This window comes from Pseudomonas frigoris (genome assembly GCF_047758635.1).
Lineage (GTDB): Bacteria > Pseudomonadota > Gammaproteobacteria > Pseudomonadales > Pseudomonadaceae > Aquipseudomonas > Aquipseudomonas frigoris.
On the sequence record NZ_CP180479.1, the window covers coordinates 3,732,982 to 3,756,608 of the forward strand.

Genomic DNA, 23,627 nt, shown 5'->3' on the forward strand with positions numbered 1-23,627 from the left:
TCCTTGGAGGTAGGCCGGCAGAGGCATAGGTCATCCGTCCGGCGCTCTCTACTATGAGCGTCAGCGGAGGTACGCCATGCTGACCCACCCTTCCATCGTTTTAACGTTGCGCCGTCATCATCTGTTCAGCCAGCTCCCGGAGAAAATCTTCGAGGAAGTCTGCGGCCTGGCGATGCTCAAACGCCTGGCCTGTCACAGCACACTCATGCACCAAGGCGATCCGGCCAAGCGCTTTTTCCTGCTGGTCAGCGGCCAGATCAAGTTGTACCGGCTTACCGGCGAAGGTCAGGAAAACCTGGTGGAGATCATTCAGCCCGGCCAGACCTTTGCCGAAGCCTTGCTGTTCAGCCAGGCCCGTCTCTACCCGGTGAGCGCCACGGCGCTGAAGGACAGCGTGCTGGTGAGTATCGAGGGCAGCCATTACCGCAACGCCCTGGAAGACCAGCCGAAAGTTTGCCTGGCGATCCTGGCGAGCATGAGCGTGCATTTGCATCTGCGTCTTCGCGACATCGACACCTTGACCATGGCCAGTGCGAGCCGTCGGGTGATCAACTTTCTGTTCCAGGAACGCAACCCGGTCAGCGGCTTGATTGTCTTGCAGGTGTCCAAACGCCTGGTCGCCTCGAAGCTGGGTATCCAGCCGGAAACCTTTTCGCGGATCTTGCACCGACTGGTGGACAGCGGCCTGATCGCGATGGAACGGCGCAACATCAGCATCCTCGCCGAAGAGGATCTGGCGGCCTTCCAGTAGACGGAATTGACCGCAGTCAATGCGCAACGCCACCGGCCTTGCACACTGAAGAAGTCCATCCATGGAGAGCGCTCATGTCCCGTTCAACCTTGCCTCTGATTTACTCTTGCTCAGGCTGCTCCAACGTCGCCCAACTGGCCAACACCCTGGCCGTGCGGCTTGATCGCAGTGGCCTGGCTGAAATGTCCTGCATCGTCGGGGTTGGCGGGCATGTGGCGGCACTGGTCAACAAGGCACGCTCGGGACGGCGGATTTTTGCGCTGGATGGTTGCCCGTTGCAATGCGTTGAAAACTGCCTGAAGCAGCATGGTCTGCACGCGGATGTGCACTTGATTCTTAGCCATTACGGGTTGCGTAAGCGCTACGGCGAGGACTGCACGCAGGCGCAGGGGGATGAGTTGTTTGAAGGGATCAAGCAGTTGATTGCCAGTGATGCTCGGCAGCATGTAAACCAGCAGGAAACTTTGGCCTGACGGCCAACGAAAAACCACTGTGGGAGCGAGCTTGCTCGCGATAGCGGTAGAACAGTCGACATCAATGTTGAATGTGCCGCCGTCATCGCGAGCAAGCTCGCTCCCACAGTGGATCGGGGGGCGCAGGTTCTACTGCGCCGCCAACCCCTTCCCTGCCCGCTCCAGATTGCGCCACAGCCACACCGGCAACACATCAGGATCAAGGCTGTCGATCAAGTTCTTCAGCGCCAGCCCCAACTCCGTATCACCCTCGATCACCAGACGCCTGCGAAAGAACAGCGTGTCCGGATCTTCCTGACGGCTGGCCAGCAATAAAAACTCGCGCCAGTTACCGCTGATGGTCACGTGCGCGTTGGCGCGCTCAGCAATTCGCAACCCTTCACGGGTCAGCGTCAGGAACCAGGACAACCCCAGGTCCGGAATCCGCAGGCACATCCAACGCCCGCGCAACACCTCGAATTCACCATCGCGCAACGGCTCGGCGAGGCAGCGATTGAGCGCCTGCTGCAACGCCAGGCGCTGCACCGCAAAAGGCACCCGGCGCACCAGCGGCAACAACCGGTCGGCACCTTTCAACAGCCACTTTTTCCGATTCAACACAGGCCGACCTCCTCGACGCGCAACATACCGGCCTGGCCATGCCAGTAGCCGTTGCAACCGTCGACGAACAGCGGCGGCGTCTCGCCCAAACGTACCCGTTGATAGGCGGCAATGACCTCGGCCATGCCCTGAGCGCGAGGGCTCAGACGCAACAAGTCAGCGCCACAGGCCACCAGCCCGGTGTAATCCGCCAGCAGATTGGTCACCTCGGCCGACATCGTTTGAATACCGTTGATGGTGAACAGCGCCTGCCCTTCCTGACTGGTCAACGGCAGGCCGTCGGGGTAGTTGATGCAGCAAAACTGGCAGTCGTCCTTGGGCCGGTTTTCCGCCCGAGCGGTGAAACAGCGCGCGGAATAGGCCAACGGCAAATGCCCATAGGCAAAGATTTCAACTTCCGGAACCTCACGGCCCAGTTCGCGCACCTGATCGAGCACATCGCCAATCAGCGCCGCCGAACACTCCACTGGCGGCACCCAACGGGTCATCCCGCAGTCCAGCAGTTGCGCGAGCGTATGACCGTTGTACAAATTCAGCGCCGGACCGCCCACGAACGGCAGCTTGCGCTCGGCCAGAAACTGCACCGCGCCCATGTCGTTGGCCTCCACCAGCAATTGGCCGTTGTCGCAGAGCCGCCGCAGGCTGGAGAGCTCGGACGCTGCTTCGATCAGCGTCAGGCTCGAGATCACCAACTGTGCCTGGCTGCATTCCTGCAACTCGCGCCCCAGACCCAGCCATTGATCCAGTGAAAAGGCCCGGCGTTTCGAACACACGGTTTCCCCCAGATAAATCACATCCAGGGGTAAGGCCGACATCTCGGCGTAAAAGTTGCTGAGTTGCTCTTTGTCCCAATAAAACAGGACCGGTCCAAGGCTGAGCTTCATGTCGCCTCCCTCATTGCCATGATCGATGGTAAGCACCCAGGGTGGTCTGGCTGCCTTCGGACAAACCGGCCAGCACCCGGCGCCATTCGTCCTTGACCCGAAAACTGCCCGGCGAGCCACGATGGGCATCCAGTGCCGCGCGCCAGACGCGGGTGACTTGCTCCACATAGGCCGGGCTGCGTTGCCGGCCCTCGATTTTGATCGCTTCGACGCCGATGGCCGTCAATTCCGGCAGCAAGTCCAGAGTGTCGAGGCTGGTGGGTTCTTCCAGTGCATGAAAGCGTTTGCCGCCGACCAGGAAGCGGCCTTTGCACAGGGTTGGGTAACCGGCGGGTTCATCAGGGGTGTAACAGTCGATCAGCACTTCACTGAGCCGTGCGCTCAAGCCTTCAGCGTCTTCGCTCCAGCGCACCGCTTTGGCTGGCGAACAGACACCGCACAGGTTTGGCGACTCGCCGGTAATGTAGGACGACAGATGGCAACGCCCTTCGGCCATGATGCACAAGCTGCCGAAGCCAAACACTTCGATGGGCACCGGGCTACTCGCAGCCACCTGGCGTACCTGCGCCAGCGACAACACCCGCGGCAGCACCGCGCGACGAATCCCGTAGCGCTGCGCATAAAACTCCAATGCCGCGGCATGGGTCGCCGAGCCCTGGACCGACAGGTGCAACGCCAGCTGCGGATGCCGCTGGCTGGCGTAGTTGAGCACGCCGGGATCGGCGGCGATCAGCGCATCCACACCGAAATCGGCGGCACGATCGACCGCGCGCTGCCAGCGTTCCCAGCCCTTGGGTTGCGGGTACGTGTTGACCGCGACGTAGAGTTTGCGTTGATGCTGGCGAATGTGGGCGACCGCCGCGTCGAACTGTTTGTCGTCCATGTTCAGCCCCGCGAAATGCCGGGCATTGGTGTCATCGCGAAAACCGACATAAACGGCATCGGCGCCTTGGCGCACCGCCGCTTTTAGCGCAGGCAGGTTCCCTGCCGGGCAGACCAGTTGCATGGGTAATCCTCATGGAAAATCGCGTCTCGACCCTCAATCGATGCCTGTGGCGCAGCGATCGAAAAAGGCGCTGCCAGTCTAGCGAGACCGGCAGGCAGAGCCTTGACGGCAATCAATTGCGATCAATGCATCAGGTCGGCGAAGGACAGGAACATCACGCTGTCGTGCTTGAGCACTTGCTGCTCGCACTCGATCACCGCCAGCCCGTCAGCCCAACACGCGGCGGTCAACATCGCCGAGCTTTGCTGAGGGTGCAGCTCCACACTCAACTGGCCGTCAGCACCAGGCGTCAGCCGAGCCCGCAGGTACTGCCGACGCTTGTTACGCTGCAACCAGTCGAACCCGGCGGGCACGGCCAATGGCCGCGGCAACACGTCAACCACGCCTTGTGCCCTGAGCAAGAACGGACGCACCACCACCAACGCGGTAATCAGCGCCGCCGAAGGATTTCCCGGCATGCCGATCCACGGTTTTCCGGCCACTTCGCCGAAGGCCAGCGGTTTACCCGGCTGAATGGCCAGCCGCCAGAAATCCAGACTGCCGAGTTCCTCGATGGCCTGTTTGAGGTGATCTTCCTCGCCCACCGAGACGCCACCGGAACTCAACAGCAGGTCGCATTCCGAAGACGCCAGGCTCAAGGCATGCCGGCTGGCCGCCAACTCATCGGCCATGACGCCATAGTCATGCACCTCGACGCCCCAGCCACTCAACAACGCCGCGAGGCAGTAACGATTGCTGTTGTAAATCTGCCCCGGCGCCAATGGATCGCCCGGCTCACACAGTTCATTGCCGCTGCTGAGCAAGCACACCTGCAGCGGTCGATAAACCTCGACCCGCGCAATGCCAGCGCCGGCCAGCAACCCCACTTCTTGCGCACGCAGGCGTTTACCGGCCTGGAGCAACAGGTCTCCTCGGCGAACCTCCTCACCTTCCTTGCGCACGTGATCGCCGGCGTTTACGGGCGGAAACCAGACACGCTCGCCCTCGATCCGGCAGCGCTCCTGCGGCACCACCGTGTCGGCACCCGGCGGCAATGGCGCGCCGGTAAAGATCTGTACCGTCTGCTGCGCGAGCAAGGGCGAGCACGCCTGGTCCCCCGCCGCGATTCGTCCGCCAATCAACAAACAGCCACCGTCCGGTGGCAGGTCAGCGGCCCTGAGGGCATAACCGTCCATGGCACTGTTGTCCCAGGCCGGCAGGTTGACGGGGGAATGAATGTCCGCCGCCAGCACCCGCCCCAAGGCCTGATCCAGCCCGATCTTTTGCGCCAGGGGCGGCGGCGGAGCCTGATCCAGCAGACGGCTGATGGCCTCGTCCACTGGCATCAGGTGGCCGAGGTCGCACACCCGGCCAGTCATGAGCGGGTCTCGCAGGCGTCGATGACCCGTTGCCCTTGCGGCTTCAAATGCGGGGCGAAATTGCACGGGCCGGTGCGGCTGTCCAACTGTTCGAGCAGGATCTGGTTCCAGGCGGTTCGACACGCGCCGGGCGAACCCGGAACGCAGCACACCAGCACTCCATTGCTCATCCCGGCCAATGCCCGTGACTGCAGACTGGACATGCCGATTTCCGCCAGGGACACCTGGCGGAACAATTCGCCGAAGCCTTCCACGTGTTTGTCCAGCAACGGCAAAACCGCTTGCGGAGTGTTGTCGCGCGCGGTGAAACCGGTGCCGCCGGTCATCAGTATCACTTGAACCTGAGGGTCGGCGATCCAGTGGGAGACCTTGGCGCGGATCTGATAAATGTCGTCTTTGACCAGACCACGATCGATCAATACATGCCCGGCCGTTTGCAGCAAATCCGTCAGGGTCTGCCCCGAGGTGTCGGTGTCAAAGGTGCGCGTATCGCTGATGGTCAGCACGGCAATGTTCAGCGGTTCAAACGTGCGTTGCGCCAGATGGGCCATATCCAAGCCTTCCCGTGAATGAGGGTATGGGACAAAGCCTGAACCGGAATCCGCAGTGAGCCTATTCCTCCAAGGAGGTACCTCCACAGGGTACATAACTTGTGGGAGCGGGCTTGCTCGCGAAGGCGGTGTGTCAGGCAACATCAATGGTGACTGACACACCGCCTTCGCGAGCAAGCCCGCTCCCACATTGACCTGCGTCGCTACATGACCTGCGCAGTGGATCTCAAGGCGCCAGGCGATTGCGTTGCCATACACCATCGCGCAAACGGTAATCGAGACGGTCATGCAAGCGGTCGGCACGGCCTTGCCAGAATTCCAGACGATCAGGGTGCAGGCAGTAGCCGCCCCAATGCTCGGGCCGCGGCACGGTCTTGCCGGCAAAACGTTGGGTGGTTTGTATCAACAGCGATTCAAGCTCGGCGCGATTGGCCAACGGCCGGCTTTGCGGTGAAGCCCAGGCGCCCAGGCGACTGTCCTGTGAGCGGGAATCGAAGTACGCATCCGACAGCGTCGGGTCGAGCCTGGAGACCTGGCCTTCGATACGCACCTGACGCTCCAGCCCCGGCCAGAAAAAGGTCATGGCGGCATGCGGGTTGGCGGCCAGTTGCTGGCCTTTGTCACTCTGGTAATTGCCGAAAAATGTGAAGCCTTCATCGCTCAAGCCCTTGAGCAGCAGGACCCGGCAGTGTGGGCGACCTTCACTGTCGACCGTCGCCAACACCATGCTGTTGGCTTCGACAGGCGCGCGCTCGGTGTCGCGGGCCAGTTGCATCCATTGCCGGAACATGGTCATCGGGTCGTCCAGCTCCGACTCGTCTTGCAGGCCAAAAAGGGTGTAGTTGCGGCGCATCTGTGCCAGGGAAAGGGGCATGCCGGTGATCTCCAAAAAGGTTCTGCCCAGTGTGCGATGCACTGCGCAAGACCACCTTGACCACCATCAACACTGAGCATGCCCAGCCTTATTTGAGACGCAGACGCCGAGCCAGTTTGTGCAGGTTGCTGGGATCGACTTCCAGAATCCGCGCAGCGCTGGCCCAGTTTTCCCCGGACAGGCTCAAGGCCTGGAGGATTTTCTTGCGCTGGTAATCGTCGACCGCTTCACCCAGGGGCTGGAACGGCTCATCAGCCATCACGTCCAGGGGACTTTCGACGACCGCGCCCTGCCCGCCCATGGCACTGTCGAGGTCCAGAATCTCGGGTTCCAGCGTCATGATCAGGGTGCGACTCGTGCCGCGACTGAGCTGCTTCAATGCGGCTCGGCTGATCACATGTTCCAGCTCGCGCACGTTGCCCGGCCAGCTGTAAGCCAGCAGCGCCCGCTCGGCCGCCGGCGACAGACGCAAACCGCGCAGGCCGAGCCGCGCCCGATTGAGTTCAAGGAAATGCCCGGCCAGCATCAACACATCGTTGCCCCGCTCGCGCAGCGGCGGAATCGGCACCGGGTACACCGAAAGCCGGTGATACAGATCGGCCCGAAACAAGCCGTCGCGGATGCTATCCGGCAGGTGCCGGTTGGTCGCGGCGATGATGCGCACATCGACATGCAACGGCTTGTCGGCGCCGAGGCGCTGGATCTCGCCGTTCTGCAGGGTGCGCAGCAGCTTCGCTTGCACAGCCAATGGCAATTCACCGACTTCGTCGAGAAACAGCGTGCCACCGTTGGCCGCATCGAAACGTCCGGCACGGTCACTGGTGGCGCCGGAAAACGCGCCTTTGACATGGCCGAACAATTCACTCTCTGCCAGAGACTCCGGCAAAGCGGCGCAGTTGACCTGCACCAGAGGCTTATGACTGCGGCGCGACAGACGATGCAAGCGCCGGGCGAACAGCTCTTTGCCGACGCCGGTTTCGCCCAGCAGCAACACCGGCAGCTCGGAATCGGCGAGTACGTCCAGTTCATTGAGCAACTGATGCAGCACCTCACTCTGCCCGAGGATTTCGCCTTCATCAGCCGGCCTGCGCACGTCTTGAATATCGCTGCGGGACAAGCGCAGGCTGCGGTTTTCCTGCTCAAGCCGGGTGACTCGCACGGCGGCTTCGATCTGCAAGGTGCAGCGCTTGAGTTCTTCCCGCGCACGGCTGTCGAAGGTCCCGGCGTGCAGCGCATCGAGGGTGATCGCGCCCCAGATCCGCCCCTCCACGTACAGGCTCACGCCCATGCAGTCGTGCACCGGCATCGGTTCGCCGGCGTGATTGTCGAGCAAGCCGTCATAGGGATCCGGCAGGCGACTGTCGGGCTCGAACCAGGTGGGTTCGCGCGACGCCATGATCGCCGCCAGCCGCGGATGCTGGGCGATGACGAACCGGCGCCCCAACGCTTCATGCACCAGCCCCACCGTCGCAACCGGCCTCAGGCTGTCGTCATCCAGACGCAGCAATCCCACGGCGCCACTGTTGAAGTACTCGCGCAGGGTCTGGACCAGTCGTTGCAACCGCACAGCATTGGGCAACTCGACAATCAGGTCGGCCGCCAGGCTTTCACGCAGCATGGTAGTTATTACCCTCTATGGTTGGATTCACCCTAAAGCGTCCGGGTGCCTATCACCACAACTAATAAATAAGCGTTATTTTTCAACACGTTAAATATGGCATGCCGGATGCAATGAGCCTGGGGAACCGTTGAAATCCAAACAAGGAACCCCTGATGAGCCTGACCCTACTGGAACAAAGCCTCGGCCAACTGGCTTGCGACATTCCCGGCGCCACGCGGATTTTTCACACCTTCAAACTGGACTTCTGTTGTGGCGGGCATAAAAACCTGCGCGAAGCAGCCGCTGGCAAAGACCTCGATCCGGTCCTGATTGCCGATGCGCTGCACCGGCTGCAAGACACCGGCGAAACCCAACACGACTGGCGCAACGAACCGTCGGAGCTGTTGATCGCCCACCTTCTGGCGCGCTACCACGCTCGCCATCGCGAGCAACTGCCGGAACTGATCCGCCTGGCCCGTCGCGTTGAGCAGGTCCACGGTCCGCGCAGCAGCTGCCCCAACGGCCTGGCCGATCTGCTGACCGACATGCAACAAGAACTCGAAGGCCACATGCTCAAGGAAGAACAAGTGCTCTTCCCGATGCTGCAACAGGGCATCGGCCCTCAGGCCGCGCCGCCGATCCAGGTGCTGCGCTTTGAACATGATCAACATGGCGAAGCCCTCGAAAAGCTGCTCGCACTGACCAACAACATCACCCCGCCGCCCGATGCCTGTAACACCTGGCGTGCCCTGTATCGTGGGCTGCTGGAGTTTCGTGACGACCTGATGCAACACATCCATCTGGAAAACAACGTGTTGTTTGTTAACGCCTTGAACCGTCGTCATTGATCGATTGCCGCTCACACCCTACCCGCGCCAGCCCACCGGTTGACGTGGGTTTTGTCTGTCAGGGACGGCTGGCGATCAACCGTGCCAATAGAACATCGCCTTGGCCAGGATCACGATCAACACCATGTGCACGAGGATGCTGCGGCGAATCCAGCTGGCACGGGGCGCAGTCAGTCGTGCGCTTTTCAGCCAGTACGCCAGCAGGAAGTAATGGCCGATGATGCTCAGGGCCAGGACGATCTTCAGGCTCAGTAACGTGCCAAAACTGCTGGCCAGCGGCTGACTCAATACGCCACGGTGCTGCCACGCCAGGCTGATGCCGGCGCCATACAACAGCAACACCACGCCATGCAGCACCTTGCGCGAACGCACTGCAATCGCTTGATCTGCGGTCGATTGCGCGGCATCCGCCAACTGCTGGCGGGCGCGGTGCCAGATCACCACCTCGAAAAACAGCGTGCCGATGAAGGCAATCGCCGCCAGCAAGTGGGTGACCAGTAAAAAGGGATATAACACCGGCAGCCTCCATCAATTCACTTGCTTAGCCTGGATGGCCGTCCACCCGGGCTCGCAGCAGCATCGGCCCATAGCGCCAGGCGTACAGCGCAAACGCCAGCGCCCAACACAGACCGGCCAGCCACAACGCAGGCAGGGGAAAGAACAGGATCAACACGACCCGGCTCAAGCACGCCAGGTTGAGCAAAATGAACGCCAAAGTCATGCCCGACGGCGGCTCCAGCGAGCGGCCGGTATGTCCCAGGCTGACCCGCGCGATCATCGCCAACACCAGGCCGCCCATGGCGCCGATCGTCAGGCAATGCACCGCCAGACTCGGGTTCACCGGCACGCCGAAATGCCACAGCGCCATTGCGAGACAGGCCACCGCCAACCAGGCATACGCCAGGTACAACGACCACAGCAACGGCACGCGCCAGAGGGCGCGATCATGCCAGCGAACCAGACGCACCAGATGCCCGGCGGCCAACGCGGCGAACAACAGGCCCACCCAGAGATTGGGGTCAAGCGCAGGTCCGGCGGCATACAACAACGCCACCAGCGGTGAGCCAATCAGCAGCAGCCAATCCAGCCACGGCCAGGGGGTAACGCCTTCGACCTTGCCGAGGCCGCGCTGGATGAAGAACGGAATGACCCGCCCGCCGATCAACCCCATCATCGCCGCCACCAGCCAGAGGCCGGTCAGCACGCCTTGACGCTGCCAGCCTTCATGACCTTCGACCAGGCCGTACAGGGACAACCCGTCGGCCGCCGCTAACAACAGCAGCACCACCGCAATCGGGTAGTTACGTGTCTGCCGCACCTTCCACAGGGTGAAACCCATGAGCGCGGCCACCGCCAGCGGGAACGCCAATTCCAGTACCGCAAGCACCGGCCACGGAGCATTAACCAGCCAGGCCGCGCGCGCCAACAACCACAGCAATGCCAGCGCGGCCAGGGGTCGCCCGCTGATGCCGGGACGACCGGTCCAGGTTTGCACGGCCGTCAGCAGAAAACCCGCGATGATCGCCAAGCCGAACCCGAATAACAATTCGTGTCGATGCCAGCCCAGCCAGCCACCCGCTGGCTGCCAACCGGAAAGCCCACCACTGAAGGCAGCCAGCCAGAGCGGAATGACCAGCACGGCCAGCAGGCAGCCGGCGAGGAAAAATGGCCGAAAGGCCAAACGTAACAGCGGCGCGATGGCCATCGCTTTACGGCGGTCAAGCACTTGCATAAAACCACTCCTTTACCTTGCTGCTGACCTGACGCAAACCCGCACGCGTCAAGGTAAGTCCGGGGGCAATGATCGGGTATTGACGATCAATTGCCTTTGTCGCAGATCAAGTGTGCAAGGGGCGTGCCCCGCAGCTTTCTCGTTTTCCAGTGGCGAGGGAGTTTGCCCTTGTGGGAGCGAGCTTGCTCGCGATGACAGCGGTACATTCAGCATCAATGTCGGCTGACCCGCCGCTATCGCGAGCAAGCTCGCTCCCACAGGGCTGATCGGCTCAGGGTACAAATGACCCTTTAATGGTTATTTAAACCATAAAGCTTGTGGTCGTTTTTACCCTCTTATCTGACAACCCTAATAAACAAGGGCCTCCAGGCATGGCCCGCGTCTTGCTCAAGCTTTCGGCAATCGAACAAACCTTGATCCCTCTCGATCCCCAGGAGTCGTCATGAAAAAAGTCATCCAGCCACTGGCCTGGTTTGTGGTGTTGACCTCGGTTCTGGCGTTGGCCAGCGGCGTCTCACTGGGCCTCGTTTGACTTGATCGCCATCCCCTCCTCAATCCTCAGGATGAATTCTTATGGTGCTTCATCGCGTCCATCACCAGATTCTGCGCAGTCATCACTTGTTCGAGCCGCTGAACGAAGAACAGCTGGATGAATTGATGAGTACCAGCCACTTGTTGAGCATCGACAAAGGCGAACCGTTGTTCCGTCAGGGTGAGCCGGCAGACTCGTTTTATTTCATCATTGCCGGGGCGGTGAAAATCTACCGCCTGACACCGGATGGGCAGGAGAAAGTGTTTGAGGTGATCAGCGATCGGCAAACCTTCGCCGAGGCGATGATGCTGATGGACACCCCGAACTATGTGGCCTCGGCAGAAGCGATCTGCCCGACTCAGCTCTATCGGTTATCCAACAACACCTACATGCGACTGCTGCAGAGCAATAGTCGACTGACCTTTGCGCTGCTCGGCAAGCTCTGCGTTCGCCTGCATCAACGGGTCAACGAAATTGAAACCCTGTCCCTGAAAAACGCCACCCACCGGGTCGTGCGCTATCTGCTGACGCAGCTGGTGCGCCAGCAAACCGTTGACAGCCAATTCGAGCTGCCGATGGCCAAGCAATTGATTGCCGGGCATCTGTCGATCCAGCCGGAAACCTTTTCGCGGATCATCCGTCGCCTGATCGATGAAAACATCATCACCCAGGACGGCCGCCAGATCGCCATTCTCGATCGTCTGCGCCTGGAACAGTTCGAGTGAGTGCCATGCCCGTCTGTTTGTATTGCCAACACGTAAACCCTGCGCAAGAAACCGAGTGCCGCCAATGCGGCATGCCCCTGCCGGCATTGGCTGCACACGCGGCGCAACGTCGGCTGCGCCGATTCATGTGGTTCTGCATCGGCCTGACGATCTTCTGCGTAGCGATGTTTTTCTGGCTGCCACGCAGTATCTGATCCCCGCACATTTCCCCTGTAGCAGCTGCCGAGCCTGCGAGGCTGCGTTCGGCTGCGCAGCAGTCGTAAATCCTGAGTCCCCTTTTTACCTGACACACCGCGGCGACTGGTTTGACGACTGCTTCGCAGCCGAACGCTGCCTCGCAGGCTCGTCAGCTGCTACAGAGACCGTGTCGATCACGGTTGGGTCAACTGACGGTACAACTGCGGCAAGCGCAGGGGTAATTGCTCGGGCTGGCGGATCAAGGTGTAGCCATTGGCACCGAACATGTAAGGCAGGTAATCGCCAGCCTCGCGATCAATCGTGATACAGAACGGCGTCAACCCCTGACGCCGTGCCTCCAGCACCGCCTCGCGGGTGTCTTCAACGCCGTAGCGCCCCTCATACAGATCCAGATCATTCGGTTTGCCATCTGTCAGCAGCAGTAACAGTTTGCTGCGTCGTTTGCTCTTGCCCAGCAGCTGGGTGGCGTGGCGGATGGCGGCGCCCATGCGGGTGTAATAACCCGGTTTGAGCCCTTGAATGCGACCGCGGGTGTTGTCGTCATAACGCTGGGTGAAGGATTTGAGTTCCTGCATGCGCACTTGATGACGACGCAGCGAGGAAAACCCGTACAGGGCGAAATCATCGCCGAGCACCGACAGGGTTTCGCCGAACAGCAGCAAACTGTCGCGGATCACATCAATCACCCGATGCTCATCGTTCAAATGCGCGTCGGTGGACATCGACACATCAGCCAGCAACAGGCACGCCAGGTCGCGGCGCGTCTGCCGTTGTTCCATGAACAGACCGCGTTCCGCACACTGGCCATGCTCGCGTTCAACGTGAAAATCCAGCCAGGCCTGCATGTCCAGTTCAGACCCTTGAGGTTGCTGGCGTAACCATTGGCGGTCGTTGCGCAATTGCTCGAACTGGCGGCGCAGACGGTGCGCCGAGGATTTCAGACGTGGCGGCAGTGGCTGCGCCTCACAATCGCGGGGCACCATCATTTGCAGATTGACGAAGGCGTCCTGCCTCTGTTGTTTGCGATAGTCCCACTCCGGCAACTTGATGCCTTCGCCCAGGGGAATATCGTCAACATCGGCGGGCGGCAAATCCAGGTGCAGCTTGAGGCCGCCGCCCTTGCGCAGACGGGTGCGCGACAGGCTCAATTCGTCCAGGTCCTCGGCGACTCTGGCCGCGTCCGGGTCTTCGCTGTCGTCTGACCAGCGATCCAGGTCCACGTGTTCGGTCCAGCTGAACAGGTTCTCCAGGCGCACGATTAACAACCCGCCATCTCGGTTGCCTTCATCGATCCGCTTGGCGCGTTTGCTTCCACCTTTCTGCTCACCGGGAGGGGTCGTCAGCGACTCTTCCGACTCGTCACCGAGGTCGGCCGCCTGCGGACTCGCGAGGTGTTGCGGCGGGTACAACCACAGCGGCAGCGGCCAGGCGGCCCGTTCGCTGCGGGGAAAATGTTCGACACTGCCGGGATCGCGTAGCGCCTGACATAACGCTCGTTCCAACGCAGCTTCGCCGGTATTCAATGTTGCCGGATCCGGGCGCAATTGCAGATGCGCATCGACCAGGCGTTTGTACCGGGCACGTAACGCGGGATAGCGCCGCAACAGCTGTTGCGTCCAGCGCTGATTGTCTCGACCCCAGTGCCGCATTTGACCGGCCTGGGCTGCCAGCAACGCGAGCCAACGATAAAGTTCCTCGTTCAGTGCGACTTCAGGGAACACCGCGAGGCTCGACGGCAGGCGAAGGTTCGCCTCGTCGCACCACGCCAAGGGCACTTGTTTGCAGGTGCCGGCGATCTGCTGCAGCACGTTGCGTCGCAACAGCAGATCGCGGTCGCTGGCGGCTTCGACACCGATGCCGCTGGCGCCGCCCATGGCGCGAAACAGCAGCGCCAGTGGTCGTTGTTGACTGGCCAGCTCGACGCGGGCTTCAGGGAAGTCCGGGCTGGCGCGCCGGGTGATGAAGCGATGCCAGACACTGCCTACCCACTCTTCCAGTTCGACGGTAAAGGCCATGGTACTTGCCCTTTTTGTAAAGCAAAAAAACGGCCCGCTGTATCAGCCGGGCCGACCTTTTCTAGCCGTTACAACGGCTCATGAAGGAACCACGGCAGCCGGGGCGCGCAAGGCTGCGCGGCCACGCTGCTTGAAGCTGAACAGGTAACACGCGAGCCCGGCGAAGAACCCCAGACCGGCACCCAGACGGGCCCAGAACAGCACCTGCAGATGTTCGACCGTGGCCATGAATGGCAACGCGACTCCATCGGCCTGCCAGCGTTGCAGGTAAACCTGTACGACACCCGCTGCGGTGAGGAACAGCGTAATCATCACCATCGACAGGGTCATCAACCAGAAGCCCCAGATTTCGTAGGTTTGCGAGCGCTCGTCAGCCGCTTCACCCAGCCCGCGCAATCGCGGCATGGCGTAGCTGATCAAGGTCATCACGATCATCGCGTAAGCACCGTAAAAGGCCAGGTGACCGTGAGCCGCCGTCAGTTGCGAACCATGGGTGTAGAAGTTGACCGGAGCCAGGGTGTGCAGAAAACCCCAGACGCCTGCACCGAAGAACGCGGTGACCGTGGTGCCTTTGGCCCACAGGGTGGCGGCGCGGTTCGGGTGTTGCCGGCGACGGTTCTTCACCATGCTGAAGGCGAAGATCACCATGGCCAGGAACGGTAGCGGTTCGAGTGCCGAGAAGATTGAACCGACCCACAACCAGACCTCGGGCGCACCGATCCAGAAGAAGTGGTGACCGGTGCCGATGATCCCGGTAATCAGCGCCATGGCGATGATCACATAGAGCCATTTCTCCACGACTTCCCGGTCTACACCGGTGATCTTGATCAGGACGAAAGCGAGCATCGAGCCCATGATCAGTTCCCACACACCTTCCACCCAAAGATGCACCACCCACCACCAGTAGAACTTGTCGCGGGCCAGGTTGCCTGGGTTGTAGAAGGAGAACAGGAAGAACACCGCGAGCCCGATCAGCCCGGTCATCATGACCATGCTGACGGTGGTCTTGCGACCTTTGAGCAGGGTCATGCCGATGTTGTAGAGGAAGCCCAGGCACACCACCACAATGCCCATCTTGGTGATGGTCGGCTGCTCCAGGAACTCTCGTCCCATAGTCGGCAGCAGCTCGTTGTGGGTCAGTTTGGCCAGGCCGGCATACGGCACCAGCAGATAGCCCAGGATCGTCAACACACCAGCGGCGGCGAATACCCAAAACAGGATGATCGCCAGTTTCGGACTGTGCAGTTCGCGGTCGGCTTCTTCCGGAATCAGGTAATAGGCGGCGCCCATGAACCCGAACAGCAGCCAGACGATCAGCAGGTTGGTGTGCACCATCCGCGCCACGTTGAAGGGAATGATCGGGAACAGAAAGTCCCCTATCACGTATTGCAGGCCCATGATCAAACCGAACAGCACCTGGCCGAGAAACAGGATCAGGGCGAACACGAAGTACGGTTTGGCCACGGCTTGCGAAGCGAATTTCAGATGCGGATTAGCAATGCTCATCGCTTAGCCCTCCTTGTTTGGCGGCCAGCCATTGGTGTTGATTTTTGAGCTCCATTTGAGGAACTCGGCGATGTCATCCACCTCCTGGTCACTCAACTTGAACTGCGGCATCGCGCGCCGGCCCGGTACGCCCAGTGGCTGCATTTTCATCCAGGCATGCAGGAAGGGTTTGAAGCCCGCCTCTCCGCCGCGCCGCTGGAACACGTTGCCCAGCTCAGGCGCGAAGTAGGCGCCCTCGCCCAGCAGCGTGTGGCAGCCGATGCAATTGTTTTGCTCCCAGACCAACTTGCCGCGCACCACTGACTCGGTGAGCTGCGCTTCATTGCTGCGGGCCGGAAAGGTCTGTTCCGTGTGATAGGTCAAGGCCAGGAATATCAGGAAGAAGAAAATGCTTCCCCCGAAGTAGATATTCCTGGCCATGCCTTTGGTGAAGGTGTCTGACATGGTCGCTTCCTCTTTGCTAGGCCCGTCCATGATAGGAAGCGAAGGGTTGAAACCTGCTTGATGGCGATCAAGAAAGGCAGATGGTTTTGGTCGGGTATTGCCGACAACGCCGATCGAATGTGGGAGCGGGCTTGCTCGCGAAGGCGGTGTGTCAGTCGCAATTGATGTGCCTGACACACCGCCTTCGCGAGCAAGTCGGATCGCCGCACCGCCGCTCCCACATTGGAGTTGCGGTGTTTTACAGACGGTGTTCCTTCAGTGGAACGACACCAGTGTCAGCCCCACAACGGCCGCCAACACCAGCGCCCAGCTCAACATCAACCGGCGCCACAGTCGCGGAGCGTGGCGCATCTCCATGAAGCCATCGGTGATCAGCCACGCCTTGCCGACTGCCACCAGCAAAATGGCAATCGACAACAACCACGTCGCCCCGGCTTGAGCCAGCACCACGGTGCAAACGCTTAACGTCGCGAGCGCTGCCCAACAGACGAGCAAAACCCTGGAAACAGACATGAGAACCTCGTCAACTCAGCACGTAGACCAGCGGAAACAGCATGACCCAGATCAGATCGACCATGTGCCAATACAGCACGCCGGATTCAAAGCCACTGCGCTTGCTGGCGTCGTACAGGCCACGGCGACAGCGCTCGGCCAGCCATCCGAGAATGACCATACCGAGCACTACGTGGAGAAAATGAAAACCGGTAAGGATCCAGTAGAGCGTGAAAAAGGTGTTGTGCTCCATGCCCAGCCCCGAGGCCAGCAAGTGTCGGTATTCCGTGAGTTTCAGCCCCACGTAGACACTGGCGGCGAGCAACGCCATCAGCAGGAAGACGGCGCCGTAACGGGATCGTGAGCGCCTGACTTGCTCCTGCGCCAGCGCGGCGAGCAGCCCCGCGGTGAGCAGGCTCAGGGTCATCGCCAGCCCGGTGGAGGTGTTCAGCAACAGACGGCTTTCACTGAACATCTGCGGCTTGAGCGCCTGGGTCACGGCGAACGTCAGGATAAGGATGGCGAATACCGACAGCTCGGCCAGAATGAAAAACCACATCGCCAGATCGCCCGGCAAGTGACGGCGCGAGACGCCCGTGGGCTCAGCCGAAGTGGACATCAACCACGTCCATCAGCGCGGCAACGGTCAGCGGATCATCGCTGAGCGGCTCGGCCAGGCAGGCCATGCACGCCTCACGGGGGCTCATCCCGGAGCGGATCATCCGCGCGGTAAAAATCAGCAGTCGCGTTGAGGCGACCTCCTCCAGATCATGTTGATCGAGCCGGCGCAGTGCCTGCCCCAGCCGCACCACTTGCGCCGCCAGTGCGCTGTCCACCTGAGCCTCTCGGGCAACGATGCGTTCCTCATCGGCCACCGGCGGATAGCCGAAACGCATCGCCACGAAGCGTTGGCGGGTGCTGGGTTTCATGCCTTTAAGCAGGTTCTGGTAACCGGGGTTGTAAGACACCACAAGCATGAATGACGGCGGCGCCTTCAGCACTTCGCCGGTGCGTTCCAGGAACAGCTCCCGACGATCATCGGCCAGTGGATGCAGTACGACCACGGTGTCCTGACGCGCCTCGACCACTTCGTCGAGGTAACAGATGCCGCCTTCACGCACCGCGCGGGTCAGTGGCCCGTCCTGCCACCAGGTGCCCTGGGCACCGATCAGGTGACGGCCGATGAGGTCGGCCGCGCTCAGATCGTCATGGCAAGCCACGGTGTACAGCGGCAGTTTCAGCCGATGGGCCATGTGCTGGACGAAACGGGTTTTGCCGCACCCCGTCGGGCCTTTGATCAGCACCGGCATGCCGTGTCGCCAGGCTTGTTCGAACAGCGCCTCTTCATTATTGAGCGGTTGGTAGAAGGGTTCGATCGGGTGTTCGCAAGACTGGATACGGTCCATGGGCTGCCTGTTCCAAAAGCGGATTCAACGAACACGCTACGGGCCCCTGCGACAACCTGGCAAGTGAGATGGCCGGCAAACTTGATCGTCGTCAAGCGAACATTGGCCTGCTCGGGCATAGCCTTGCACGGCACTAAGAACCTGCGTTCTGCGCTGCCGTTTCAGCACATCGCAAAGGTCTTGCCTGAGGAGAAATGGAATGCTGATCAGCAATAGAAAAACGTTTGCCCTGACCCTGACCACGCTGTGTTCGGCACTGGCCCTGGCGGTGAGTCATGCCGCCAGCGCTGAAGAGCCCGCCGCCGCTGCGGCCAACCCGCCCATGGTCAAAACCGCTGGCGCTCCCGACATGAGCCAGGCCGAGTTCGACTCGTCCAAGGAAATCTACTTCCAGCGTTGCGCCGGCTGCCACGGCGTTTTGCGCAAAGGGGCCACGGGCAAACCGCTGACACCGGACATTACCCAGAGCCGCGGGCAACCGTATCTGGAGGCCTTGATTACCTACGGCTCACCGGCGGGCATGCCGAACTGGGGGACGTCCAATGCGCTGACCAAGAATCAGATCACGGTCATGGCCAATTTCATTCAGCACACGCCGCCGACGCCACCGGAATGGGGCATGGCCGAGACGCTGAAAACCTGGAAAGTGCTGGTCAAACCCGAGGACCGTCCGAAGAAGCAACTGAGCAAACTCAACCTGCCCAACCTGTTTTCGGTGACGTTGCGCGATGACGGCAAGATCGCCCTGATCGACGGTGACAGCAAGAAGATCGTCAAACTCATCGAGACCGGTTACGCGGTGCACATCTCGCGGATCTCTGCCTCAGGTCGCTACCTGCTGGTGATTGGCCGAGACGCGCGGATCGACATGATCGACCTGTGGCCGGTCGAGCCAACCAAGGTCGCCGAAGTCAAAGTGGGCATCGAGGCACGCTCGGTCGAGACCTCCAAGTTCAAGGGCTACGAGGACAAGTACACCATCGCCGGTTCTTATTGGCCGCCGCAATTCACCATCATGGATGGCGAAACCCTGGAGCCGAAGCAGATCGTCTCGACCCGCGGCATGACCGTCGACAAGCAGGAATATCACCCGGAACCCCGGGTCGCGGCGATTATCGCCTCCCACGAATGGCCGGAGTTCATCGTCAACGTCAAGGAAACCGGCAAGGTCATGCTGGTCAATTACCAGGACATCAAAAACCTCACCGTCACCTACATCGACGCCGCGCCCTTTCTGCATGACGGTGGTTGGGACAGCACGCACCGCTACTTCATGACCGCCGCCAACAACTCCAACAAGGTCGCCGTGATCGACTCCAAGGAGCGCAAGTTGACCGCGCTGGTGGACGTCGGCAAAACCCCTCATCCGGGTCGCGGCGCCAACTTCAACCATCCGACCTACGGCCCGGTCTGGGCCACCAGCCACCTGGGTGATGACGGCATCTCGCTGATCGGCACCGACCCGACCAAACACCCGCAATACGCCTGGAAACAGGTCGCCTCGCTCAAGGGCCAGGGCGGCGGATCGCTGTTTATCAAAACCCACCCCAACTCTCGCCACCTGTACGTCGACACCACCCTCAACCCGGACGCGAAACTCAGCCAGTCAGTCGCGGTGTTCGACATCGACAAACTCGACGCCGGCTACACCGTGCTGCCCATCGCCGAATACGCGGGCATCAAGCAAGGCGCGATGCGCGTTGTGCAACCGGAATACAACAAGGCCGGCGATGAAGTCTGGTTCTCCGTGTGGAGCGGCCAGGCAGACGAGTCGGCGCTGGTGGTGATCGACGACAAAACCCTGAAGCTCAAGTCAGTCATCAAGGACAAACGACTGATCACACCCACCGGGAAGTTCAACGTCTACAACACCCAACACGACATCTATTGAGCTCCATCAATGCAAGGAAACACCATGAAAAATACTCTGTTCTCACTGTTCGCCCTGACCGCTGCGCTGAGCGTGCAGCCGGCCATGGCCCAAGACGCGCTGGAGCTGTTCAAGAGCAAACCCTGCGCAGCCTGTCATTCCGTCGACACCAAGATTGTCGGCCCGGCGCTCAAGGATGTAGCGGCCAAGAACGCTGGCGTACCCGGGGCCGTGGACACCCTGGCTGGCCACATCAAGAACGGTACACAAGGCAATTGGGGCCCGATGCCCATGCCGGCAAACCCTGTCACTGAAGAAGAAGCAAAAATTCTCGCGACCTGGGTACTGACACTCAAATAACCGCCTGGAGGGCGTCAAGATGGTTTATCGACACGCTGTGATTCTGGCGGCCCTCCTCCTCATTTGCGCAACCGCGGTTGCGGCGCCGGACGCCCAGCGTCAGGTGCAACTCGAACACCTGCTGACCCAGGACTGCGGCGCCTGCCATGGGCTGCACCTCACCGGCGGGCTGGGCCCCGAACTGACGCGCGCAGCGCTGGCCGGCAAGTCACGGGACAGCCTGATTGCCACCGTCAGCCAAGGCCGGCCCGGCACCGCGATGCCCGGTTGGGCCCCGTTGCTCAGCCCCGGCGACATCCGTTGGCTGGTCGATCTTCTTCTCCAGGGATATCCCGCATCATGATCCGTTCAATCCTGCTGTCAGCGGCGACCGGGCTGTTGTTGTCCGCTTGCGTTCAACCACCGTTGCGCGGCACCGGTGATCTGGGCGTGGTCGTGGAGCGCGCCACCGGTAGCGTGCAAATCATCGAAAGCGACACCCACACCGCGCTGGCCCGACTCGAAGGTTTCGGCGACCTGTCCCATGCCTCGGTGGTGTTCTCGCGTGACCAGCGCTATGCCTATGTGTTCGGGCGCGACGGCGGGTTGAGCAAAATCGATTTGCTGACCCGACGTATCGATCATCGAGTTATCCAGGGTGGCAACAGCATTGGCGGGGCCATCAGTCAGGACGGCAAGTTGATCGCGGTGTCCAACTACGTGCCCGGCGGGGTCAAGGTGTTCGATGCCGACACCCTGCAGCAGGTGGCCGATATTCCGGCCACGCCGCTCGCCGACGGCACCAAGCGCTCCCGGGTGGTTGGCCTGGTCGACGCACCGGGGCAACGTTTTGTGTTCAGCCTGTTCGATACCGACGAGATCTGGACCGCCGATTTCAGTCAGGGCAACACACCGCAGATCAGCCGTTTCACCGGCATCGGTGAGCAACCCTACGACGCCCTGATTACCCCCGATGGGCGCTATTACATGGCCGGCCTGTTCGGTGAAGACGGCATGGCGCAACTCGACCTCTGGCATCCAGACCGCGGCGTGCAACGGGTACTCGGCGACTACGGACGAGGCCAGGCGAAACTCCCGGTCTACAAGATGCCGCACCTGGAAGGCTGGGCCGTTGCCGACAACCAGGCCTTCGTGCCCGCCGTGGGTCGTCATCAGGTATTGGTGATGGATTCACGCACCTGGCAGCAGACCGCGGTGATCCCGGTGGCCGGTCAACCGGTGTTCGTCACGTCGCGCCCGGACGGTCGGCAGCTGTGGGTCAACTTCGCCTACCCGGACAATGATCGGGTTCAGGTCATAGACACCGAAACCCATGCCGTGGTCGCCGATCTGCACCCGGGGCCAGCGGTGCTGCACATGGAATTCACCGCACGCGGCGACCAGCTGTGGCTGTCGTTACGCGACGGCGATCAGGTTCAGGTCTGGGATCCGTACAGCCTGAAGCTGCTGAGTACCCTGCCAGCCTCCGCGCCAAGCGGCATCTTCTTTAGCAGTCGCGCGCAGAAAATGGGGTATTGAAATGGACCTTGAACTGCTCAGCCGCCAACTCATCGACCGCTTCCAGCACGGCATGCCGCTGTGCCCGACACCGTACAAAGAGATGGCGCGGATTCTCGGGTGCCGCGAATCGCAAGTAATGGCCTGCCTGGAAGAAATGGACCGGGCCGGCACCCTCTCACGCATCGGTCCGGTGTTCGAACACAGCCGCGCCGGGGCCAGTACCCTCGCCACCCTCGCCGTGCCCGCCGAACACCTGCAACAGGTGGCCGATCGTGTCAGTCAGTACCCCGAGGTCAATCACAACTACGCACGGGAGCATTTCTACAACCTGTGGTTTGTGCTGACCGGCCCTGATCGCCAACACATCGACCGTGTGCTCAAAGAACTGGAGGACGACACCGGCCTCATGCCGCTGGACCTGCCGATGTTGACCGCCTACCGCATCGACCTCGGCTTTGCCCTGGGAGAAAACTCATGAAGCCTGGATTGAGCCCCAAACAAGCGCTGGCGCTGCGCCGGCACCTTGAAGGCGGATTGCCGCTGGTAGCGCGCCCCTATCAGGAACTCGCCGAACGGATAAACACCGACGAAAACCAGGTGCTCGAACAAATGCGCCAGTGGAGCGAGCAAGGGCTGTTTCGCCGTATCGGCCTGGTGCTGCACCATCGCGCGCTGGGCTTTACCGCCAACGCCATGCTGGTGCTGGATATTCCTGATGCGCTGATCGACGAAGTCGGCCAGCGCCTGGAGCGAGCGCCCGGCATTAACCTCTGCTATCAGCGGCCACGGCGCTTGCCGCAGTGGCGGTACAACCTGTTTTGCATGGTGCACGGGCGGCAACGTGAACAGGTGGAGGCGCAGATACAGGCGTTGCTGGAGGAGCATCTGCTGAGCGACCTGCCCCATCAATTGCTGTTCAGCACCCAGGTCTTCAAGCAGTGCGGCGGCCGCTTTGCGCCCTCGCGAACAGGAGCACCGCCCCATGGATGACCTCGACCGTCGCCTGATCAACCGCTTGCAACTGGGCCTGCCGCTGGTGCGCCACCCCTGGCGGGTATTGGCGGCCGAACTGGAGACCAGCAGCACTGAACTACTCGGCCGACTGCATACCCTGCTCGATGACGGAATGCTCACGCGCTTCGGCCCGATGTTCGACATCGAACGCCTGGGCGGCGCCTTCACCCTCGCCGCGTTGGCGGTCCCTGAAGAACGTTTTGAAGACGTCGCCGAGCAACTGCATGGCCTGCCGGAAGTGGCGCACAACTACCGACGCGAACACGCCTGGAACATGTGGTTCGTGCTCGCCTGCGCAACTGAACATGACCTGACCGAGACCCTGCACCGCATCGAAACCCTGACCGGCTTGCCGCTGCTCAACCTGCCCAAAGAGGAGACCTACCATGTCGGTCTGTATTTCCCGGCCTGAAGACACCCTCGTCCAGCGTCTGATCGTGTTGACCCAGGCCGGTCTGCCGCTGCTGGACGACCCGTGGGCGTGGCTCGCCGAACAGCTGGGGCTGAACATCGAAGCCACCCTGGATCTGCTCAAGCGCTTGCAGGCCGAGGGCGCGATTCGGCGTATCGCCGCCGTGCCCAATCACTACCGACTGGGCTACCGCCATAACGGCATGACGGTCTGGGATGTGCGCGACACCGAGATGCCGCGCCTTGGCGCGCTGATCGGCGCGCAACCCTTCGTCAGCCACTGCTATCGCCGTCCGCGCCGAACCGACTGGCGCTACAACCTGTTCGCCATGGTTCATGGCCGCAGCAGCGATGAAATCAACAGCTACCGCGAGCACCTGCGCTACTTGCTGGGCGACGCCTGTGGGGCCGACGAGATGCTGGTGAGCAGCCGCATCCTGAAAAAAACCGGCTTGCGCCTGATGCCGGTCAGTTAGC

At 61.3% G+C, this 23,627-nt stretch carries 28 protein-coding genes; 13 read left to right on the plus strand and 15 right to left on the minus strand.

The features are described 5' to 3' along the window. The first annotated feature begins 76 nt into the window (after positions 1-76). Both ACMXYH_RS17115 and ACMXYH_RS17120 read left to right on the plus strand, forming a co-directional pair. Positions 77-751, plus strand: coding sequence for a Crp/Fnr family transcriptional regulator (locus ACMXYH_RS17115; RefSeq protein ID WP_033059073.1), 675 nt, complete (start codon positions 77-79; stop codon positions 749-751). 74 nt (positions 752-825) lie between these two features. Next, positions 826-1,224, plus strand: a complete 399-nt coding sequence (locus ACMXYH_RS17120; protein WP_415764230.1) for a putative zinc-binding protein — start codon at positions 826-828, stop codon at positions 1,222-1,224. 129 nt (positions 1,225-1,353) lie between these two features. On the opposite strand, the gene ubiT is transcribed toward ACMXYH_RS17120, so the two are convergent. The 7 genes from ubiT to norR all read right to left on the minus strand — a co-directional run bounded on the left by ubiT (position 1,354) and on the right by norR (position 8,115). Continuing rightward, complete coding sequence (gene ubiT, locus ACMXYH_RS17125) at positions 1,354-1,824, minus strand: ubiquinone anaerobic biosynthesis accessory factor UbiT (protein WP_415764231.1); 471 nt, start codon at positions 1,822-1,824, stop codon at positions 1,354-1,356. Beyond that, positions 1,818-2,708 carry a U32 family peptidase gene (locus tag ACMXYH_RS17130; protein ID WP_415764233.1) on the minus strand — a complete coding sequence of 297 codons (891 nt, stop codon included), beginning with the start codon at positions 2,706-2,708 and terminating at the stop codon, positions 1,818-1,820. Before ACMXYH_RS17130 ends, ubiT begins: the two co-directional genes overlap by 7 nt. Before the next feature lie 10 nt (positions 2,709-2,718). Further along, complete coding sequence (gene ubiU, locus ACMXYH_RS17135) at positions 2,719-3,714, minus strand: ubiquinone anaerobic biosynthesis protein UbiU (protein ID WP_415764234.1); 996 nt, start codon at positions 3,712-3,714, stop codon at positions 2,719-2,721. A gap of 122 nt (positions 3,715-3,836) precedes the next feature. Beyond that, positions 3,837-5,072, minus strand: a complete 1,236-nt coding sequence (locus ACMXYH_RS17140; RefSeq protein ID WP_415764235.1) for a molybdopterin molybdotransferase MoeA — start codon at positions 5,070-5,072, stop codon at positions 3,837-3,839. After that, a complete protein-coding gene (gene moaB, locus ACMXYH_RS17145) occupies positions 5,069-5,623 on the minus strand; it encodes a molybdenum cofactor biosynthesis protein B (RefSeq protein WP_149629722.1) in 555 nt (184 codons plus the stop codon). Before moaB ends, ACMXYH_RS17140 begins: the two co-directional genes overlap by 4 nt. Before the next feature lie 226 nt (positions 5,624-5,849). Then, on the minus strand, positions 5,850-6,497 hold the full coding sequence (gene pdxH, locus ACMXYH_RS17150) for a pyridoxamine 5'-phosphate oxidase (RefSeq protein ID WP_415764236.1): 648 nt from the start codon (positions 6,495-6,497) through the stop codon (positions 5,850-5,852). 88 nt (positions 6,498-6,585) lie between these two features. After that, the gene (norR, locus tag ACMXYH_RS17155; RefSeq protein WP_415764237.1) at positions 6,586-8,115 is read right to left on the minus strand and encodes a nitric oxide reductase transcriptional regulator NorR; all 1,530 of its coding nucleotides are present in this window, start codon (positions 8,113-8,115) and stop codon (positions 6,586-6,588) included. A 155-nt stretch (positions 8,116-8,270) separates the two neighbouring features. On the opposite strand from norR, the gene ytfE reads away from it, so the two are divergent. After that, the gene (gene ytfE / locus ACMXYH_RS17160; protein ID WP_415764238.1) at positions 8,271-8,945 is read left to right on the plus strand and encodes an iron-sulfur cluster repair protein YtfE; all 675 of its coding nucleotides are present in this window, start codon (positions 8,271-8,273) and stop codon (positions 8,943-8,945) included. Between the two features lie 75 nt (positions 8,946-9,020). Here ytfE and ACMXYH_RS17165 read toward each other — a convergent pair whose 3' ends face one another. Then, positions 9,021-9,461 (minus strand): CopD family copper resistance protein, encoded by a 441-nt coding sequence (locus ACMXYH_RS17165; RefSeq protein WP_149629718.1) that lies wholly within the window; start codon positions 9,459-9,461, stop codon positions 9,021-9,023. A 25-nt stretch (positions 9,462-9,486) separates the two neighbouring features. After that, positions 9,487-10,677, minus strand: a complete 1,191-nt coding sequence (locus tag ACMXYH_RS17170) for an NnrS family protein (RefSeq protein ID WP_415764239.1) — start codon at positions 10,675-10,677, stop codon at positions 9,487-9,489. A 573-nt stretch (positions 10,678-11,250) separates the two neighbouring features. On the opposite strand from ACMXYH_RS17170, the gene ACMXYH_RS17175 reads away from it, so the two are divergent. Beyond that, entirely contained in the window at positions 11,251-11,934 is a 684-nt protein-coding gene (locus ACMXYH_RS17175) for a Crp/Fnr family transcriptional regulator (protein ID WP_282381557.1), read from the plus strand. Then, positions 11,931-12,128 (plus strand): protein DnrP, encoded by a 198-nt coding sequence (locus ACMXYH_RS17180; protein WP_415764240.1) that lies wholly within the window; start codon positions 11,931-11,933, stop codon positions 12,126-12,128. Before ACMXYH_RS17175 ends, ACMXYH_RS17180 begins: the two co-directional genes overlap by 4 nt. A 177-nt stretch (positions 12,129-12,305) precedes the next feature. On the opposite strand, the gene ACMXYH_RS17185 is transcribed toward ACMXYH_RS17180, so the two are convergent. From ACMXYH_RS17185 to ACMXYH_RS17210, 6 genes are all read right to left on the minus strand, one after another. Next, positions 12,306-14,147, minus strand: a complete 1,842-nt coding sequence (locus ACMXYH_RS17185) for a nitric oxide reductase activation protein NorD (protein WP_415764241.1) — start codon at positions 14,145-14,147, stop codon at positions 12,306-12,308. Between the two features lie 78 nt (positions 14,148-14,225). After that, positions 14,226-15,653 (minus strand): cbb3-type cytochrome c oxidase subunit I, encoded by a 1,428-nt coding sequence (locus tag ACMXYH_RS17190; protein ID WP_150655782.1) that lies wholly within the window; start codon positions 15,651-15,653, stop codon positions 14,226-14,228. 3 nt (positions 15,654-15,656) lie between these two features. After that, complete coding sequence (locus ACMXYH_RS17195; protein WP_415764242.1) at positions 15,657-16,097, minus strand: c-type cytochrome; 441 nt, start codon at positions 16,095-16,097, stop codon at positions 15,657-15,659. Positions 16,098-16,352: 255 nt separating this feature from the next. Continuing rightward, positions 16,353-16,610 carry a cytochrome C oxidase subunit IV family protein gene (locus ACMXYH_RS17200; RefSeq protein WP_415764243.1) on the minus strand — a complete coding sequence of 86 codons (258 nt, stop codon included), beginning with the start codon at positions 16,608-16,610 and terminating at the stop codon, positions 16,353-16,355. Between the two features lie 10 nt (positions 16,611-16,620). After that, the gene (locus ACMXYH_RS17205) at positions 16,621-17,208 is read right to left on the minus strand and encodes a cytochrome c oxidase subunit 3 (protein WP_415764244.1); all 588 of its coding nucleotides are present in this window, start codon (positions 17,206-17,208) and stop codon (positions 16,621-16,623) included. Beyond that, positions 17,192-17,995 (minus strand): CbbQ/NirQ/NorQ/GpvN family protein, encoded by an 804-nt coding sequence (locus ACMXYH_RS17210; protein WP_415764245.1) that lies wholly within the window; start codon positions 17,993-17,995, stop codon positions 17,192-17,194. The genes ACMXYH_RS17205 and ACMXYH_RS17210 overlap by 17 nt, the downstream gene beginning before the upstream one ends. A gap of 199 nt (positions 17,996-18,194) precedes the next feature. Between ACMXYH_RS17210 and ACMXYH_RS17215 the strand changes: the two genes are divergently transcribed. From ACMXYH_RS17215 to ahbB (ACMXYH_RS17250), 8 genes are read left to right on the plus strand one after another with little or no spacing between them, the layout of a single operon-like run. Further along, on the plus strand, positions 18,195-19,886 hold the full coding sequence (locus ACMXYH_RS17215) for a cytochrome D1 domain-containing protein (protein ID WP_415764246.1): 1,692 nt from the start codon (positions 18,195-18,197) through the stop codon (positions 19,884-19,886). A 24-nt stretch (positions 19,887-19,910) separates the two neighbouring features. Beyond that, positions 19,911-20,225: a c-type cytochrome gene (locus tag ACMXYH_RS17220; protein WP_033062188.1), complete on the plus strand. Its 315-nt coding sequence runs from the start codon at positions 19,911-19,913 to the stop codon at positions 20,223-20,225. A 19-nt stretch (positions 20,226-20,244) separates the two neighbouring features. Then, positions 20,245-20,568 (plus strand): c-type cytochrome, encoded by a 324-nt coding sequence (locus ACMXYH_RS17225; protein ID WP_415764247.1) that lies wholly within the window; start codon positions 20,245-20,247, stop codon positions 20,566-20,568. Beyond that, a complete protein-coding gene (locus tag ACMXYH_RS17230; protein ID WP_415764248.1) occupies positions 20,565-21,743 on the plus strand; it encodes a cytochrome D1 domain-containing protein in 1,179 nt (392 codons plus the stop codon). The genes ACMXYH_RS17225 and ACMXYH_RS17230 overlap by 4 nt, the downstream gene beginning before the upstream one ends. A gap of 1 nt (position 21,744) precedes the next feature. Continuing rightward, positions 21,745-22,203 carry an Lrp/AsnC family transcriptional regulator gene (locus tag ACMXYH_RS17235; RefSeq protein ID WP_415764249.1) on the plus strand — a complete coding sequence of 153 codons (459 nt, stop codon included), beginning with the start codon at positions 21,745-21,747 and terminating at the stop codon, positions 22,201-22,203. Further along, positions 22,200-22,715, plus strand: a complete 516-nt coding sequence (gene ahbB / locus ACMXYH_RS17240; RefSeq protein ID WP_415764250.1) for a siroheme decarboxylase subunit beta — start codon at positions 22,200-22,202, stop codon at positions 22,713-22,715. The genes ACMXYH_RS17235 and ahbB (ACMXYH_RS17240) overlap by 4 nt, the downstream gene beginning before the upstream one ends. Then, a complete protein-coding gene (locus tag ACMXYH_RS17245) occupies positions 22,708-23,151 on the plus strand; it encodes an Lrp/AsnC family transcriptional regulator (RefSeq protein ID WP_415764251.1) in 444 nt (147 codons plus the stop codon). The genes ahbB (ACMXYH_RS17240) and ACMXYH_RS17245 overlap by 8 nt, the downstream gene beginning before the upstream one ends. After that, positions 23,126-23,626 (plus strand): siroheme decarboxylase subunit beta, encoded by a 501-nt coding sequence (gene ahbB / locus ACMXYH_RS17250; RefSeq protein WP_134420280.1) that lies wholly within the window; start codon positions 23,126-23,128, stop codon positions 23,624-23,626. Before ACMXYH_RS17245 ends, ahbB (ACMXYH_RS17250) begins: the two co-directional genes overlap by 26 nt. The last annotated feature ends 1 nt before the right edge of the window (position 23,627 follow it).

Excerpts from the sequence above, each read along its gene's own strand:
- ytfE (WP_415764238.1), top strand. The coding sequence starts at position 8,271 with ATGAGCCTGACCCTACTGGAACAAAGCCTCGGCCAACTGGCTTGCGAC.
- ACMXYH_RS17220 (WP_033062188.1), top strand. The coding sequence starts at position 19,911 with ATGAAAAATACTCTGTTCTCACTGTTCGCCCTGACCGCTGCGCTGAGC.
- ubiU (WP_415764234.1), bottom strand. The coding sequence starts at position 3,714 with ATGCAACTGGTCTGCCCGGCAGGGAACCTGCCTGCGCTAAAAGCGGCG.
- ACMXYH_RS17175 (WP_282381557.1), top strand. The coding sequence starts at position 11,251 with ATGGTGCTTCATCGCGTCCATCACCAGATTCTGCGCAGTCATCACTTG.
- ACMXYH_RS17195 (WP_415764242.1), bottom strand. The coding sequence starts at position 16,097 with ATGTCAGACACCTTCACCAAAGGCATGGCCAGGAATATCTACTTCGGG.
- ACMXYH_RS17210 (WP_415764245.1), bottom strand. The coding sequence starts at position 17,995 with ATGGACCGTATCCAGTCTTGCGAACACCCGATCGAACCCTTCTACCAA.
- ACMXYH_RS17170 (WP_415764239.1), bottom strand. The coding sequence starts at position 10,677 with ATGCAAGTGCTTGACCGCCGTAAAGCGATGGCCATCGCGCCGCTGTTA.
- pdxH (WP_415764236.1), bottom strand. The coding sequence starts at position 6,497 with ATGCCCCTTTCCCTGGCACAGATGCGCCGCAACTACACCCTTTTTGGC.
- ACMXYH_RS17115 (WP_033059073.1), top strand. The coding sequence starts at position 77 with ATGCTGACCCACCCTTCCATCGTTTTAACGTTGCGCCGTCATCATCTG.
- ACMXYH_RS17185 (WP_415764241.1), bottom strand. The coding sequence starts at position 14,147 with ATGGCCTTTACCGTCGAACTGGAAGAGTGGGTAGGCAGTGTCTGGCAT.
- ahbB (WP_415764250.1), top strand. The coding sequence starts at position 22,200 with ATGAAGCCTGGATTGAGCCCCAAACAAGCGCTGGCGCTGCGCCGGCAC.
- norR (WP_415764237.1), bottom strand. The coding sequence starts at position 8,115 with ATGCTGCGTGAAAGCCTGGCGGCCGACCTGATTGTCGAGTTGCCCAAT.
- ACMXYH_RS17200 (WP_415764243.1), bottom strand. The coding sequence starts at position 16,610 with ATGTCTGTTTCCAGGGTTTTGCTCGTCTGTTGGGCAGCGCTCGCGACG.
- ACMXYH_RS17235 (WP_415764249.1), top strand. The coding sequence starts at position 21,745 with ATGGACCTTGAACTGCTCAGCCGCCAACTCATCGACCGCTTCCAGCAC.
- ahbB (WP_134420280.1), top strand. The coding sequence starts at position 23,126 with ATGTCGGTCTGTATTTCCCGGCCTGAAGACACCCTCGTCCAGCGTCTG.
- ACMXYH_RS17130 (WP_415764233.1), bottom strand. The coding sequence starts at position 2,708 with ATGAAGCTCAGCCTTGGACCGGTCCTGTTTTATTGGGACAAAGAGCAA.
- ACMXYH_RS17140 (WP_415764235.1), bottom strand. The coding sequence starts at position 5,072 with ATGACTGGCCGGGTGTGCGACCTCGGCCACCTGATGCCAGTGGACGAG.
- moaB (WP_149629722.1), bottom strand. The coding sequence starts at position 5,623 with ATGGCCCATCTGGCGCAACGCACGTTTGAACCGCTGAACATTGCCGTG.
- ACMXYH_RS17245 (WP_415764251.1), top strand. The coding sequence starts at position 22,708 with ATGGATGACCTCGACCGTCGCCTGATCAACCGCTTGCAACTGGGCCTG.
- ACMXYH_RS17225 (WP_415764247.1), top strand. The coding sequence starts at position 20,245 with ATGGTTTATCGACACGCTGTGATTCTGGCGGCCCTCCTCCTCATTTGC.
- ACMXYH_RS17120 (WP_415764230.1), top strand. The coding sequence starts at position 826 with ATGTCCCGTTCAACCTTGCCTCTGATTTACTCTTGCTCAGGCTGCTCC.
- ACMXYH_RS17230 (WP_415764248.1), top strand. The coding sequence starts at position 20,565 with ATGATCCGTTCAATCCTGCTGTCAGCGGCGACCGGGCTGTTGTTGTCC.
- ACMXYH_RS17190 (WP_150655782.1), bottom strand. The coding sequence starts at position 15,653 with ATGAGCATTGCTAATCCGCATCTGAAATTCGCTTCGCAAGCCGTGGCC.
- ACMXYH_RS17205 (WP_415764244.1), bottom strand. The coding sequence starts at position 17,208 with ATGTCCACTTCGGCTGAGCCCACGGGCGTCTCGCGCCGTCACTTGCCG.
- ACMXYH_RS17215 (WP_415764246.1), top strand. The coding sequence starts at position 18,195 with ATGCTGATCAGCAATAGAAAAACGTTTGCCCTGACCCTGACCACGCTG.